This window comes from Flavobacterium sp. LC2016-13 (genome assembly GCF_009707955.1).
In the GTDB taxonomy this organism is placed as follows: domain Bacteria; phylum Bacteroidota; class Bacteroidia; order Flavobacteriales; family Flavobacteriaceae; genus Flavobacterium.
In genome coordinates, this window is the sequence record NZ_WMDQ01000002.1 from 40,082 (window position 1) to 55,231 (window position 15,150).

At 33.9% G+C, this 15,150-nt stretch carries 12 protein-coding genes; 11 read left to right on the plus strand and 1 reads right to left on the minus strand.

Going from position 1 to position 15,150, the window contains the following annotated elements:
* The first annotated feature begins 144 nt into the window (after window positions 1-144).
* The 11 genes from GKZ86_RS03875 (at window position 145) to argH (ending at window position 13,857) form a co-directional block, all read left to right on the plus strand.
* Window positions 145-2,415, plus strand: a complete 2,271-nt coding sequence (locus GKZ86_RS03875) for a M1 family metallopeptidase (protein ID WP_154781800.1) — start codon at window positions 145-147, stop codon at window positions 2,413-2,415.
* Between the two features lie 599 nt (window positions 2,416-3,014).
* A complete protein-coding gene (locus GKZ86_RS03880; protein WP_154781801.1) occupies window positions 3,015-3,662 on the plus strand; it encodes a GNAT family N-acetyltransferase in 648 nt (215 codons plus the stop codon).
* Between the two features lie 56 nt (window positions 3,663-3,718).
* On the plus strand, window positions 3,719-4,912 hold the full coding sequence (locus GKZ86_RS03885) for an argininosuccinate synthase (RefSeq protein WP_056205911.1): 1,194 nt from the start codon (window positions 3,719-3,721) through the stop codon (window positions 4,910-4,912).
* Window positions 4,905-5,882: an N-acetyl-gamma-glutamyl-phosphate reductase gene (gene argC / locus GKZ86_RS03890; protein WP_154781802.1), complete on the plus strand. Its 978-nt coding sequence runs from the start codon at window positions 4,905-4,907 to the stop codon at window positions 5,880-5,882. The genes GKZ86_RS03885 and argC overlap by 8 nt, the downstream gene beginning before the upstream one ends.
* An 80-nt stretch (window positions 5,883-5,962) precedes the next feature.
* A complete protein-coding gene (locus tag GKZ86_RS03895) occupies window positions 5,963-7,096 on the plus strand; it encodes an aspartate aminotransferase family protein (protein ID WP_154781803.1) in 1,134 nt (377 codons plus the stop codon).
* Between the two features lie 89 nt (window positions 7,097-7,185).
* Window positions 7,186-8,379 carry a glutamate-5-semialdehyde dehydrogenase gene (locus tag GKZ86_RS03900; RefSeq protein WP_154781804.1) on the plus strand — a complete coding sequence of 398 codons (1,194 nt, stop codon included), beginning with the start codon at window positions 7,186-7,188 and terminating at the stop codon, window positions 8,377-8,379.
* A 163-nt stretch (window positions 8,380-8,542) separates the two neighbouring features.
* Entirely contained in the window at window positions 8,543-9,301 is a 759-nt protein-coding gene (gene proB, locus GKZ86_RS03905) for a glutamate 5-kinase (RefSeq protein WP_154781805.1), read from the plus strand.
* 84 nt (window positions 9,302-9,385) lie between these two features.
* Window positions 9,386-10,333: an N-acetylornithine carbamoyltransferase gene (locus GKZ86_RS03910; RefSeq protein ID WP_154781806.1), complete on the plus strand. Its 948-nt coding sequence runs from the start codon at window positions 9,386-9,388 to the stop codon at window positions 10,331-10,333.
* Window positions 10,334-10,426: 93 nt separating this feature from the next.
* Entirely contained in the window at window positions 10,427-11,200 is a 774-nt protein-coding gene (gene argB / locus GKZ86_RS03915) for an acetylglutamate kinase (protein ID WP_154781807.1), read from the plus strand.
* Between the two features lie 213 nt (window positions 11,201-11,413).
* A complete protein-coding gene (locus tag GKZ86_RS03920) occupies window positions 11,414-12,484 on the plus strand; it encodes a M20 family metallo-hydrolase (protein ID WP_154781808.1) in 1,071 nt (356 codons plus the stop codon).
* A gap of 92 nt (window positions 12,485-12,576) precedes the next feature.
* Complete coding sequence (argH, locus tag GKZ86_RS03925) at window positions 12,577-13,857, plus strand: argininosuccinate lyase (RefSeq protein WP_154781809.1); 1,281 nt, start codon at window positions 12,577-12,579, stop codon at window positions 13,855-13,857.
* Window positions 13,858-13,932: 75 nt separating this feature from the next.
* Here argH and GKZ86_RS03930 read toward each other — a convergent pair whose 3' ends face one another.
* Window positions 13,933-14,994, minus strand: a complete 1,062-nt coding sequence (locus tag GKZ86_RS03930) for a polysaccharide lyase family 1 protein (RefSeq protein WP_154781810.1) — start codon at window positions 14,992-14,994, stop codon at window positions 13,933-13,935.
* Window positions 14,995-15,150 lie beyond the last annotated feature (156 nt).

Here is a 15,150-nt window from a genome sequence, read left to right on the forward strand (position 1 = left end):
TATATTTTATAAATTTTATTTTTTTAGGAAAATGGCTTAAATTATTTTTTTGATAAAATTTTGCTAAAACTCAATATAAGCTTTAGTTTTTCTCTGTAAATAGCTTTTTTTTTCATTAATTTGCTACATAAACAGCTAAAAAATATGAAAAAACAATCCTCGAAAGCCTTATTAACCATGGCTTTGTTTGTAGGGATTTCTTCTGTTTGGGCGCAACAAACGCCAGCTACAACAGCAGTAAATCCAGTTAATAATTATAATTATCATGATGCATTTGCACCTCATTTTTATACAAAAAACGGAACTCCAACGCGATCAGCAAGTGGTCAGCCAGGAGTTGAGTACTGGCAAAACAGAGCTGATTATCAGATATCGGCAAAATTAAACGGAACATCTAATGAAATTGTTGGTACAGATGAAATTACCTATACTAATAATAGCCCTGATAAATTAGGATTTGTTTGGTTGAATTTAGATCAGAATTTATTCAAGGAAGATTCAAGAGGAAACGCTGTTGTGCCTTTAACAGGAAGCCGTAACGGTGCACAAGGACAGGTTTTTGATGGTGGAAATAAAATCAAATCTGTAAAAGTTATTTCTGGAGGAAAAAACAAAGTTGAAACCAATGCAAAATTTATAGTTACAGATACCAGAATGCAAATTTTTCTTCCGGAAGAATTAGCTTCAAAAGGAGGATCTGTAAAAATTAAAATAGAATTTTCATTCATTGCTCCATTTGAAGGATCAGACAGAATGGGAGTTTTAGAAACTAAAAACGGTAAAATATTCACAATTGCACAATGGTACCCGCGCATGTGTGTGTATGATGACGTAAGAGGATGGAATACAGCACCATATTTAGGAGCATCTGAGTTTTATTTAGAATACGGTAATTTTGATGTAAAACTTACAGTTCCTGCAAATCATTATGTAGTAGGTTCAGGAGAATTATTAAATGGAGCAGAAGTGTTGCCTGCTGAGCAATTTAAACGTTATAAAGAAGCTTCTCAAAGCGATAAAACAGTTATAATTCGTTCTGCGGAAGAAGTTGCTGCAACTGCAAATACAAATGCTACAGCAGAAAAAACATGGCATTATCAAATTAAAAATGCCCGTGATTTTTCTTGGGCATCTTCTCCGGCTTTTATTTTAGACGGAGCAAAAATAAACCTGCCAAGCAGTAAAAAATCATTGGCATTATCTGCTTATCCTGTAGAAAGTGCCGGTAATGATGCTTACGGACGTTCGACAGAATATGTAAAAGCATCGATCGAAAATTACTCAAAAAGATGGTTTGAATATCCTTATCCGGCGGCTACAAACGTTGCTGGAAACGAAGGTGGAATGGAATATCCCGGAATTGTTTTTTGTGGATGGAAATCTAAAGGAGATGATTTATGGGGCGTAACAGATCACGAATTCGGACACATTTGGTTTCCTATGATTGTTGGTTCAAACGAGCGTTATTTTGCCTGGATGGATGAAGGTTTTAATACGTTTATTAATTCTATCAGTTCTTATGATTTTAATAAAGGGGAATACAAACAAAAACCGACTGATTTGCATGAAGATGCAGAATATTATACAAGTCCAAAATTAGAAACTATCATGAGTTCTCCTGATAATATGAAGGAAGCTAATATTGGTGTTTTATGTTATGCTAAACCAAGTTCAGGATTAATAATTTTAAGAGAACAAGTTTTAGGAGAAGAACGTTTTGATAAAGCATTACGCACTTATGTAGAGCGTTGGGCTTACAAACACCCAACTCCTGATGATTTCTTTAGAACGATAGAAAATGTTGCCGGAGAAGATTTAAGCTGGTTCTGGAGAAGCTGGTTCGTAAACAACTGGAGATTTGATCAGGGAATTAATTCTATTAAATATGTAAAAAATGACCCTGCAAAAGGAGTTATTATTACAGTAGAAAATTTTGATAAAATGCCAATGCCAATTGTTTTGGATGTAAAAACAAAAAGTGGAAAAGTAACCAGAGTAAAATTGCCTGTAGAAATTTGGCAACGTAACAATGATTGGTCTTTCAAACACAATTCTACAGAAGAAATCGAAAGTATAACATTAGATCCTGATCATGCTTTTCCTGATTATAACGAAAGTAATAATGTATGGACAGCGGGAAAGGGAAAAGTTGAAAAAGATATCATTTTAGATGGTTATTTAGGGAAGTTTTCAACTGATAAAGCACCCTTAAAAATTGAATTTACAGAGAAAAATAGTGTTCTTAATGCAGAACTTACAAATTATCCAAAGTTTGCTGTTGAACCTGTAGAAGGAGAAAAAGATACTTTTCAATCGAATAGAGCTGGATTAAAATTCAAATTTAACGAAGCTAAAAATGGTTTTGATATGATTCTTTTAGGAAATGGAAAAGTAATTCCGTTTAAAAGAGACTAAAACTAAAAAATAATAAAATTTTAAAAACCCGATAGTTATTTATAGCTATCGGGTTTTTCTTTTTGGTTTGTTTAAAGTTTCAGGTTTAAAGTTTAAAGTCTTGAAAACGCTAGATTTTTAAAGTTTTTAAACTTTAAATAAAACCCAGAAATTAAAAACCTTAGCACCTTAGCACCTCAGAACCTTTGCGCCTTCAAAAAACAACATTACATTAAAAAAATGTTAGATTTTTATTTTTTTGTATTGTAAATAAAAAAATAGTGTACTTTTGCAACCGATGAATAAAATAAGTTTACATATAACTTCTTTGTCACGGACAAACTCTCCTGTAACTTCTCCCGAAGTACGGATACTATCTCTATAGTATTCACAGAGTTTTTCGCCGCGTATTTATTTATATTCATTTTTCATTTTGAAATCATACAATTTGTCCATTGGGCAAACATATCCTAAAACTACATACTATTTTGTGAATTTTCTGAATCAAGTTTTTGATTTTGAGAATGTTACTTCTATTTTGTTTAATTTTATTGGATTGATTTTTAGATTTCAAACTAAACAGCACGTTTTAATTTATAACTCTAACTTCAACTATTGAAATGAAAATCTCTATTGTTGTTACTCAGGAAGAACACTTCAAATTCGCGCAGGAAATTTGCGATACGATAGAATCATCTGCCTTATTAAGAGGTACGGGGATTGCTAAAAGAACTCCTGAATACATTCAGAAAAAAATGTCGAACGGTGATGCGATGATTGCTCTGGCAGATGGAAAATTTGCAGGTTTTTGTTATATCGAAAGTTGGCAACACGGAAAATTCGTGGCCCATTCCGGCTTAATTGTACATCCGGATTACAGAAGTTTAGGTCTGGCAAAAAAGATAAAATCAAAGGTTTTTGATTATTCTTTGGAAAGATATCCGGAAGCTAAAATATTCGGAATTACAACTGGTTTGGCTGTAATGAAAATCAACTCTGATTTAGGATATAAGCCTGTGCCTTTCTCAGAACTAACAACAGATCCTAGTTTTTGGTCTGGTTGTAAAACATGTACCAATTACGAAATTCTAAAAAGTAAAGAGAACAAAATGTGTTTGTGTACAGGAATGTTATACGATCCGAAAGACAAACCAAAAGGTCCGCCAAGACATCCTTTTAACGAAGCTGTCTTGAACAGATTGAAAAAAATAAAGCAAGCATTATTCCTAAATAAAATATTGTCTTTTATTTTTTTATTTAAAATTTAATCAAAAAGAAATCTCAAACTTGCTATATACGAAAGTATTAGCCTAAATTATAAAAAATGAAAAAAGTTGTATTAGCTTATAGCGGAGGATTAGATACCTCGTATTGTTTGAAATATTTAAAAAATGAAAAAGGATACGAAGTTCACACCGTACTTGTAGATACAGGAGGATTTGATGCTGAAGAATTATCAGCAATTGAAAAAAGAGCTTACGAATTAGGAAGTGCACAACACGCAAACCTGACAATCGTAGATAAATATTATGACAAAGCTATAAAATATTTGATTTTCGGAAACGTATTAAAAAACAATACATATCCGTTATCAGTAAGTGCAGAACGTGTTTTTCAGGCAATTGAAGCAATAAAATATGCTAAAAAAGTAGGAGCAAGCGCCATTGCACACGGAAGTACAGGTGCAGGAAATGACCAAATTCGTTTCGATTTAATTTTCCAGACTATTGCTCCGGAAATCGAAATTATTACTCCAATTAGAGATTTAAAACTTTCAAGACAAGAAGAAGTAGATTATTTAGCACAAAACGGAGTTCATTATTCTTGGGAAAAAGCACAATATTCTATCAATAAAGGACTTTGGGGAACAAGCGTTGGAGGAAAAGAAACCTTAACTTCAGGACAGCCATTGCCAAGTGAAGCTTATCCATCTCAATTAAAAAAAGAAGGCGAAGAAAAAGTAACACTACATTTTGAACAAGGAGAATTAGTTGGAATAAATGGTAAAACAGATAAACCATCAAACAATATAGTTGCCCTTGAAAAACTGGCAAATGCTTACGCAATTGGTAGAGATATTCATGTTGGAGATACCATTATCGGAATTAAAGGAAGAGTTGGTTTTGAAGCCGCTGCTCCGTTAATTATCATCAAAGCGCACCATTTATTAGAGAAACATACGCTTGGAAAATGGCAGCAATACTGGAAAGAACAACTAGGAAACTGGTACGGAATGTTATTCCACGAAGGTCAGTTCTTGGATCCGGTGATGAGAAACATTGAAACTTTCCTGCAAGACACACAAAAAACAGTAAACGGAACGGTAACAGTTTCATTAAAACCATATCATTTCTCACTTGACGGAATAGAATCTAAAAACGATTTGATGAACACAGGTTTTGGTCAATACGGAGAAATGAACAATGCATGGACATCTGATGATGCAAAAGGATTTATTAAGATTCTTGGAAATGCACAAAACATATTTTCATCTGTAAATCAATTAGATCATGATTAATGTCGGAATAATTGGTGGTTCAGGCTATACGGCCGGAGAACTCATCAGAATTTTAATGTATCACCCAAAAGTAAACATCGATTTTGTTTACAGTACCACAAATGCCGGAAAACCACTTTCTGTGGCGCACCATGATTTGATGGGCGATATCGAAATGAATTTTACTGATGTGATAAATCCTGACGTAAATGTGGTTTTTTTATGTTTAGGTCACGGAAAATCTATTTCATTTTTACAGGAAAATCAATTCGCTAGTCACACTAAAATCATCGATTTAGGAAATGATTTTAGATTGAATGCAGCTGCTCATTTCGAAGGAAAAGATTTTATTTACGGTCTGCCTGAATTGAATAAAGCAGATATTAAAAAAGCAAATTATATCGCAAATCCGGGTTGTTTTGCAACCGCTATTCAATTGGCTTTGTTGCCATTGGCTAAAAATAATTTGCTAAATAATGACGTTCATATTAATGCTACAACAGGAAGTACAGGCGCAGGAGTGAGTCTTTCAGAAACTTCTCATTTCAGTTGGAGAAATAATAATATGTCACATTATAAAGCTTTCGAACATCAACATTTGGGTGAAATCGGAGAAAGTTTGGTGCAATTGCAAGACGATTTTGAAAGTGAATTGCTTTTTATTCCGAATAGAGGAGATTTTCCAAGAGGGATTTTTGCAACATTATACACACTTTCTGATGATAGTTTGGAGCAATTAGTTGCTAAATACCAGGATTTCTACAAAGATGAACCTTTTGTAACCGTTACAACGACAAACATCAACATGAAACAAGTGGTGCAAACGAACAAATGTATCATTAGTTTATTGAAAAAAGGAAACCGGGTTTTAATAACTTCAATTATAGATAACTTAACCAAAGGTGCTTCAGGACAAGCGATTCAAAACATGAATCTAATGTTCGGATTAGAAGAAACTACAGGTTTACATTTGAAACCAAGCGGATTTTAAATTGTTGGTTAAGTGGTTAATCGTTTATTCGGTTAATCGATTAAACAAACCAACGATTAAACAATTAAACAAAACAAAAAATGAACTTATTCAACGTTTACCCATTATATAACATAACTCCAGTAAAAGCAGTAGATTGTACAATTACAGACGATAAAGGAGTAGAATATTTAGATTTATACAGCGGACATGGTGTGATTTCTATCGGACACACGCAGCCGGATTATGTAGCAAAACTGAAGAATCAATTAGACCATTTAGGATTTTATTCAAATGCAATACAGAATCCTTTACAGGTTGAATTGGCTCAAAAATTAGGAAAGCTTTCAGGTTTAGAAGATTACGAATTGTTTTTATGCAGTTCTGGTGCCGAAGCCAATGAAAATGCTTTAAAATTAGCTTCTTTCCATAATGGAAAATCGAGAGTTGTTGCTTTTGATAATTCTTTCCACGGAAGAACTTCTGCAGCCGTTGCTGTTACAGACAATAAAAAAATCGTTGCACCTATTAACGCACAGCAAGTCGTTACTTTTTTACCACTTAACCAAATAGAATTAGTTGAAGCTGAATTAGCTAAAGGTGATGTTACGGCAGTAATTATTGAAGGAATTCAGGGAGTTGGAGGTTTAGATCAAGGAACAACTGAATTTTTTCAGGCTTTAGAAAAAGCATGTAAAAAACACGATGTTGTTTTGATTTTAGACGAAGTACAATCAGGATATGGAAGAAGCGGAAAATTCTTCGCGTTTCAACATCACGGAATCAACGCTGATATTATCTCAGTTGCAAAAGGAATGGGGAATGGATTTCCGGTTGGAGCTATTTTAATTTCTCCAAAATTTGAAGCAAGTTTAGGATTATTAGGAACTACTTTCGGCGGAAGCCATTTATCTTGTGCAGCAGGAATTGCAGTTTTGGATGTAATTGAAAAACTAGATTTACAAAAGAATGTAAACGAAGTTTATGAATATTTCTTAGAGAAAATCAAAGAAGTTGATGGCATCAAACAAGTAAAAGGGAAAGGCTTAATGCTTGGCGTTGAATTTGATTTTGATGTTGCAGCTTTAAGAAAAAAACTGATCATCGAAAAACACATTTTTACAGGAAGCGCCAACAACAAAAATCTGTTAAGAATTTTACCACCGCTTACAGTGAAAAAAGCTGATATTGATACGTTCGTAAAAGCTTTAAAAGAAAGTTTAGAAGAGCTATAATGTTAATTCGTTTAATCGTTTAATTGGTTAAGCAAATTAACGATTAACCAGTTAAACGATTAAACCAACTAACCAATTAAAACAAAAAAATGAATCCATTATCAATTGAAAAACGCAATCTCGTTTTGCGGTCTATGGCAAATCTGGTTGAGCAGGAGCGGAATCAAATTATCCTGACCAATCAGGAAGATCTTGCCGATTACGACGGTTCAGATTTAGCGATGGAAGAACGCTTAAAAGTAGATGATAAAAAAGTTGATGAAATGATTTTATCACTAAACCAATTGGCTTCGCAGGAAGATCCGGTTGGAGTGGAGCGTTTTCATTTTACTCATGATAATGGAATTAAAGTTATAAATAAAACCGCTGCTTTCGGAACGATTTTAATTATTTACGAATCTCGTCCCGATGTAACAATCGAAGCAGGTGGAATTGCTTTTAAATCCGGAAATAAGATTTTATTAAAAGGAGGAAAAGAATCTCTAAAATCAAATTTGAAGATCGTAAGTCTTTGGCACAAAGCTTTAGAAGAAAACGGGGTTTCGAAAGACTGGGTTGAATATTTGAATTATAACCGAACGGAAACTCAGGCATTTTTAGAAAAACCAACTCAAAAAGTTGATTTAATAGTTCCAAGAGGCGGAGAAAAACTAATTGAATTTGTAAAAGCACACGCCACTTGTCCCGTAATTGTAAGCGGACGAGGAAATAATTTTGTTTACGTTCATAAAGATGCTGATACAGATTTAGCTTTAAAAGTAATTTTAAATGCTAAAACATCTAAAATATCAGCTTGTAATGCTTTAGATAAAGTTTTAATTGATTCAAAACTGCCAAATTTTGAAGGTTTCACAGCAATGCTGGTTGAAGCTTTAATAGAAGCAAAAGTGGAAGTTATTGTTGATAAATCTTTAGAGAATTTCGAAAATACGGAGACGCTCCAAAACGAAGATATTTGGTACGAAGAATTTCTAGATTATAAAATCGTAATTGGAACAATCGATTCTCAGGAAAATGCGATCGAGAAAATCAATAAATATTGTGGCGGACATTCTGCAGCAATTATTTCAAGAGATAATGATGTAGCACAACAGTTTATGGAAGCGATAGACGCAGCCGCAGTTTACCAAAATGCCTCAACCCGTTTCACAGACGGCGGACAATTTGGTCTTGGTGGAGAATTAGCGATAAGTACGGATAAATTGCATCAACGTGGTCCAATTGGACTTCAGCATCTCGTAACAAACAAATGGTACGTGTATGGAGAAGGACAGGTAAGATAATTTTTGATTTTAGATTGATGATTAACGATTTTTGATTTAAGATTTTAAAGATAAAGCTTTGCGAACTTAGCGTTTGTAAACACAAACAATATAAAAAACCTTGCGCACTTTGCGGTTAAAAAAAACTTAGTGCCTTCGAGTCTTCGTGGCAAAAACAGTAACAATGAAAAAAAGGATTTTATTAAAAATAGGAAGTAATACTTTAACCAAAGAAACCAATCATATTTCGCGGGGAAAGATTGAAGACCTCGGAATGCAAATTGCAGCTTTAAACAAAGATTACGAATTTGTAATTGTAAGTTCCGGAGCAATCGCAGCAGCAAAACAGTTTGTAAAGCTTGAAAGTAAAGGAAAAGAAATTGCGTTGAAACAAGCATTAGCTTCAATTGGCCAGCCACATTTAATGCGGATTTTCCATGAAAATTTCAGCGATTTAGGTTTATTGACATCGCAATGTTTATTGTCTTATTCAGATTTTGAAAAAGAACAATCCAAAGTAAACATTGTCAATACGATAAACGTTTTGGTTGAGAACAATTATATTCCGATTATTAATGAAAATGATACCGTTGCCACAGATGAGATTCGGTTTGGAGATAACGATAAATTAGCGGCTTTGACTGCAGTTCTTTTAAATGTTGATATTCTGATAATTGCTACCAATACAAACGGGATTTACACGAAAGATTCTATTCATGATGAAATTCCGGAAACGATTAAATTAGTTAGTGATTTAAAGACGTTAGAAAAAGAAATAGGAGAATCAAAATCATCACACGGAACTGGTGGAATGCAATCAAAAATAGAAGCTGCAGCAATTGCAAAAGCAGCCAACATCGAAACCTGGATTGTCAACGGATTAAATGATAATTTTATTCTAAAAGCATTAAAAGACGAAATTCCATTTACGAAAATTGTGTAGAAATGTTTATTTGTTTAACCGTTAATTCGGTTAATCGATGGAGCAAATAAACAGTTAAACAAATAAACGATTAAACAAAAAGACATGAATTATATTTCAATAAAAGATATCGACTCATTATCAAAATGGGTAAAAAGCGCGATCAAGATCAAAAAAGACCCGCTTAAGAATAAAAAATTAGGGAAAAACAAAACCTTAGGAATGTTATTCTTCAATCCGAGTTTAAGAACGCGTTTGAGTACTCAAAAAGCAGCTTTAAACTTAGGAATGAACGTTATGGTAATGAACTTTACCAACGAAGGGTGGACATTAGAATTCGAAGACGGAGCTGTAATGAATTCCGGTGCTTCAGAACATATAAAAGAAGCAGCAGAAGTAGTTTCTCAATATTGCGACATTATCGCAATTCGTGCTTTCGCAGGTTTAGTAGACAAAGAAAAAGATTATGCTGAAACCGTTATTTCAGGATTTTTGAAATACGCAACAGTGCCAATCGTCAACATGGAAAGTGCAGTTCGTCACCCGATGCAATCTTTGGCAGACGCTATTACGATGGAAGAACATAAAACAAAGCACAAACCAAAAGTAGTACTTTCGTGGGCGCCACATCCAAAAGCTTTGCCACAAGCCGTTGCAAATTCATTCGTAGAAATGATGCAAATGCAAAAAGATATGGATTTTGTGATTACACATCCGGAAGGCTATGAATTAAGCCCGGAAATTACAAAAGACTGCAAAATAGAATACGATCAAAACAAAGCTTTCGAAAATGCCGATTTCGTTTACGTAAAAAACTGGAGTAACTTCAACGATTACGGAAAAGTAACCAACAGCGATCCGAACTGGACCGTTACAGCCGAAAAAATGGCTCTAACCAACAACGGAAAATTCATGCACTGTCTTCCGGTTCGTCGTAACGTAATTGTAAGCGACGAAGTTTTAGACGGAGAAAATTCAATCGTAATCGAACAAGCGAATAACAGAACTTATTCAGCACAATTAGTTTTACAAAAGATTCTTAAAAAAATGTAATTTTTGAGGTACTAAGGTTCTAAGTTTCTAAGATACTAAGAAACTATGAGTAAAAAACCTTAGTCCCTTAGAACCTTAGCAACTTAGAACCTCATGGAAGTTACCGTAATAAAAATAGGTGGAAACATCATCGACAATCCAGAAGAATTAGAACAATTCTTAACTGATTTTTCTAAAATCGAAGGACATAAAGTTTTAGTTCACGGTGGTGGAAAATCAGCTACAAAAATGGCGCAGAGTATTGGTTTAGTTCCGCAAATGATAGACGGACGCCGAATTACAGATGCTCCAATGCTTGATGTTGTAGTAATGATTTACGCCGGACAAATCAACAAACATATTGTAGCACAATTGCAGGCCAAAGACAATAATGCAATTGGTTTTTCTGGAGCTGACGGAAATTTAATTCAGTCCGTAAAAAGAAATCATCCAACAATTGATTATGGCTTTGTAGGTGATGTAAAACAGGTAAATACCAAATTATTGGCAACTTTATTAGAAACAGGAATTGTTCCCGTTTTCTGTGCCATTACACACGACAAAAACGGACAATTATTAAACACAAATGCTGACACAATTGCGAGTGAATTATCAATTGCATTATCGGAGGTTTTTGATGTTACGCTAACATATTGTTTTGAAAAACAAGGAGTTTTGCAAGATTCAGAAGACGATTCATCTGTAATAACAGCAATAAACGAAACATTATACAATAAACTAAAAGAAGAAAAAGTAATCCATTCCGGAATGATCCCAAAACTAGATAATTGCTTCAACAGTTTATCAAGAGGCGTTCAGAAAATCAAAATTGGGCATCATAAAATGCTTCAGAATCCTGATATTCTGCATACAACGATTACATTATAAAAATGGTCGCCACGAATTTCACGAATTATAATTAATCAAAATAAAAAAATTAGAGAAAATTCGAGTAATTCGTGGCAAAAAAATACAACTACGTAAGTTAGTTAAATATTAATTTAAGAAATTTGCGCAAATTAAAATTGTCACAGATTAATTAAAAACTTTGTGACTTCGTCCCGATAGTTATCGGGATCGTGGCAAAGAACCTACACACCTATGAAAAATATTGCAACGCTTACCCAGGAAGCAATTAGTTTATTAAAAAGCCTAATCGAAACACCTTCATTTTCAAGTGAAGAAGATCAAACGGCACTTTTAATCGAAAATTGGTTCAATCAAAACGAGATTCCTTTCAAAAGAGAAAACAATAATGTGTGGGCTTTCAACAAGTATTTCGACGAAAATAAACCAACACTTTTACTTAATTCACATCACGATACCGTAAGACCCAATCAGGCTTACACCAACGATCCTTTTAAAGCAATTGAAAAAGACGGGAAATTATTCGGATTAGGAAGTAATGACGCAGGCGGTTGTCTCGTTTCATTATTAGCAACGTTTGTACATTTTTACGAAAATCAAAATCTGTCACACAATATTGTAATTGTAGCTTCTGCCGAAGAAGAAAGCAGCGGAAAAAATGGTTTAAACAGTGTTTTACAGCATTTACCAGAATTAGATTGTGCTATTGTGGGCGAACCAACTTTAATGCAATTAGCAGTTGCAGAAAAAGGTTTATTAGTCCTTGACGTAAAAGTAAAAGGAACTGCAAGCCATGCTGCACATCAAAATGACGATAATTCATTATACAAATCAATTCCGGTAATGGAATGGTTTAAAAACTATAAATTCGACAAAATCTCAGACGTTTTAGGTCCTGTAAAAATGACCGTAACGCAAATCAGCGCAGGGAAACAACATAATGTTGTGCCGTCAGAATGTGATTTGGTTGTAGATATTCGCGTAACAGATCGTTACTCAAATACTGAAATTCTTGAAGTTGTAAAAGCAAATGTAGATGCCGAAGTTTCACCAAGATCAATGCATTTAAATGCATCTTCTATTCCAATTGCACACGGTTTAGTTCAGGCCGGAATCGCTTTAGGAAGAACAACTTATGGTTCGCCAACACTTTCAGATCAATCTGTTTTGAGTTGTCAGTCTTTAAAACTTGGACCAGGAGAAACGTTGCGGTCACATTCAGCAGACGAATTTATTTTTGTAAATGAAATTGAAGAAGGAGTCGATTTGTATATCAAAATACTAACCGATTTCTTTAAATTATAAGAAAAGAAAAACCGCCACGAATTCACGAATTTATATATTCAAAGATTATCAAAAATAATTCGTGAATTCGTGGCGAAAAAAAAACATAACCTATGAAACTTTGGGAAAAAGGAATACCAACAGATAAACAAATCGAACAATTCACCGTTGGAAACGATCGTGAACTGGATTTAGTTTTAGCAAAATACGATGCTTTAGGATCAATCGCTCATGCTAAAATGTTGGGTCAAATTGGTCTTTTAACTACTGAAGAAACAACCTCTTTAGTAGAGGCATTAAACGAAATCATCGCTGATATTGTAATTGGAAATTTCGAAATCGAAGACAGCTTTGAAGACGTGCATTCTAAAATCGAATATCTTCTAACAGTAAAACTTGGCGATGCAGGAAAGAAAATCCACACCGCCCGTTCCCGTAACGATCAGGTTTTAGTAGACGTTCATTTGTATTTAAAAGACGAATTAAAAGCAATAAAAGAACAAGTAAAAACCTTGTTTGATTTGTTAATGGAATCAGCAGAAAAACATCAAAATGTATTATTGCCAGGATATACACATTTACAAATCGCGATGCCATCGTCATTCGGAATGTGGTTTTCGGCTTATGCTGAAAGTTTAATTGATGACATTACCATGTTGAACGCAGCTTCAAAAATTGTAGATCAAAATCCGTTAGGGTCTGCTGCAGGTTACGGAAGTTCGTTTCCAATCAACAGAACATTTACAACGCAGGAATTAGGTTTTGAAACCTTAAAATACAATGCTGTTGCTGCACAAATGAGTCGTGGAAAAGCTGAGAAAACAGTTGCTTTTGCCATGAGCAGCGTTGCGGCAACATTATCAAAATTTGCAATGGACGTTTGTTTGTACATGAGCCAGAACTTTGATTTTATTGGTTTGCCGGCACATCTTACAACAGGTTCAAGTATTATGCCTCATAAAAAAAATCCGGATGTTTTCGAATTAATCAGAGGAAAATGCAATAAAATTCAGGCGCTTCCTTATGAAATTACTTTAATTACAAATAATTTACCAAGCGGGTATCACAGAGATTTACAACTTTTAAAAGAAGGATTGTTTCCAGCAATTCAAACCTTAAAATCGTGTTTAGATATTGCCATTTTCTCCGTAAAAGATATTACTGTAAAAGAAAATATTTTAAAAGATAAAAAATACGATTATTTGTTTACCGTAGATACTTTAAACGAAATGGTTGTTGCCGGAATGCCATTTAGAGACGCATACAAAGCCGTTGCAGAACAATTAGAAGCCGGAACGTATCAATCTCCAAAAGAAACAAAACATACGCACGAAGGCAGTATCAATAATTTATGTTTAGCTGCGATTAAAGATAAAATGAAAGCCGCTTTATAAAAACATTTTCATTAAATAAAAAACCGATTTGTATCGAAATACAAATCGGTTTTTTTATGCAATTTGAATTTGCAATTAGCTTTTATTACTGCAACCCGAAGATATAATACCAGTAGAAGTAACCTGAAGTGTTGCTCCCGCACCACATGATTTATTCGCTACAAATTCTTCCACTTTATTAAGAGGAATAGTTGTATAACTGTAATTAGGTTTACTTACTGTTGTACCAAAATCTGCCGGACCTTTACGACAATGATCGAATGCAATGCCAACAGTTCCTCCATCAGTGTCAATATATTCTTTAAATACTTTATCAATTTTTGCAAAATCAGTACCTTCAACATAACAAGTTGCATTTTTTGCTCCTCCGCCTAAACCAATAGCCAAAGAACCAGATTCTGACGTGTTATAATAACAGTTTAAAATATGAATTTCTGCGTTTCTCGCACGTGGCATTCTTTGTTTACAGCCATCTGCCCAATAACAATTTTTAAATGTTATACTATAATGTCCGTCAACAGGAAAATCATTTTTGCCAGAACCAATTAAATCACTAAATCGATGATCTGCAGCTCCGCCTGAACCGCCTGATTTTGGCTCTTTTAGATACGTAAATTTGCACCAGGAAATAGTAACGTTATCTGTTTTTCCTTTATTATCATAATTTCCGTCCTGACCATCCTGAAATTCGCAGTGATCAACCCAAAGATTCGTACAATCAGCCGTTAAATTATCCTGACCATCAATATCATAAGCACCTGGCCCAACAAAAATAAGGTTTCTTATAATTACATTATTAGAACCCGTTTTTAGATATAAAATTCCGGCTCCCGGATTTGATTGGTTTTCGTTTACAAGTTTTGCGCCCGATAACCCAATAATAGACTTGTTTGAAACAATTTGTTGTATAGGTTTACCACTAGGAATTGTAATTGTTCCGGATACTAAAATTACTTCTGGAGAACTGCTTTTAATTTTTGCCAGTAAATCATCATAAGAAGTTACCGTAACAGGAGTTACAGTTCCTCCACCAGTTGTTGCAGCACCAAATCCTTCCGGAGCAGCCATGTAATAATTCTGTGCAAAAAGATTGGATATACTCAATACAAAAAAGAGTAGAAAGAGATTTTTTTTCATTTGATAAGTCAGTTTGTGGTTTTTGTTTAGATAGTTTAATGTAATCGATTACACGAATTTAATTTATTAAAGTTTACAAACAATTATTTTATCAAAATATTATAAGTAATCATAAATAAAAATGAATTATGATAGCTGTTTAGTAAGTTTATTTTT

Coding starts and splice junctions, on each gene's coding strand:
- GKZ86_RS03895 (WP_154781803.1), top strand. CDS start 5,963: ATGAACTTATTCAACGTTTACCCATTATATAACATAACTCCAGTAAAA.
- proB (WP_154781805.1), top strand. CDS start 8,543: ATGAAAAAAAGGATTTTATTAAAAATAGGAAGTAATACTTTAACCAAA.
- GKZ86_RS03875 (WP_154781800.1), top strand. CDS start 145: ATGAAAAAACAATCCTCGAAAGCCTTATTAACCATGGCTTTGTTTGTA.
- argB (WP_154781807.1), top strand. CDS start 10,427: ATGGAAGTTACCGTAATAAAAATAGGTGGAAACATCATCGACAATCCA.
- GKZ86_RS03910 (WP_154781806.1), top strand. CDS start 9,386: ATGAATTATATTTCAATAAAAGATATCGACTCATTATCAAAATGGGTA.
- GKZ86_RS03885 (WP_056205911.1), top strand. CDS start 3,719: ATGAAAAAAGTTGTATTAGCTTATAGCGGAGGATTAGATACCTCGTAT.
- GKZ86_RS03900 (WP_154781804.1), top strand. CDS start 7,186: ATGAATCCATTATCAATTGAAAAACGCAATCTCGTTTTGCGGTCTATG.
- GKZ86_RS03880 (WP_154781801.1), top strand. CDS start 3,015: ATGAAAATCTCTATTGTTGTTACTCAGGAAGAACACTTCAAATTCGCG.
- argC (WP_154781802.1), top strand. CDS start 4,905: ATGATTAATGTCGGAATAATTGGTGGTTCAGGCTATACGGCCGGAGAA.
- argH (WP_154781809.1), top strand. CDS start 12,577: ATGAAACTTTGGGAAAAAGGAATACCAACAGATAAACAAATCGAACAA.
- GKZ86_RS03930 (WP_154781810.1), bottom strand. CDS start 14,994: ATGAAAAAAAATCTCTTTCTACTCTTTTTTGTATTGAGTATATCCAAT.
- GKZ86_RS03920 (WP_154781808.1), top strand. CDS start 11,414: ATGAAAAATATTGCAACGCTTACCCAGGAAGCAATTAGTTTATTAAAA.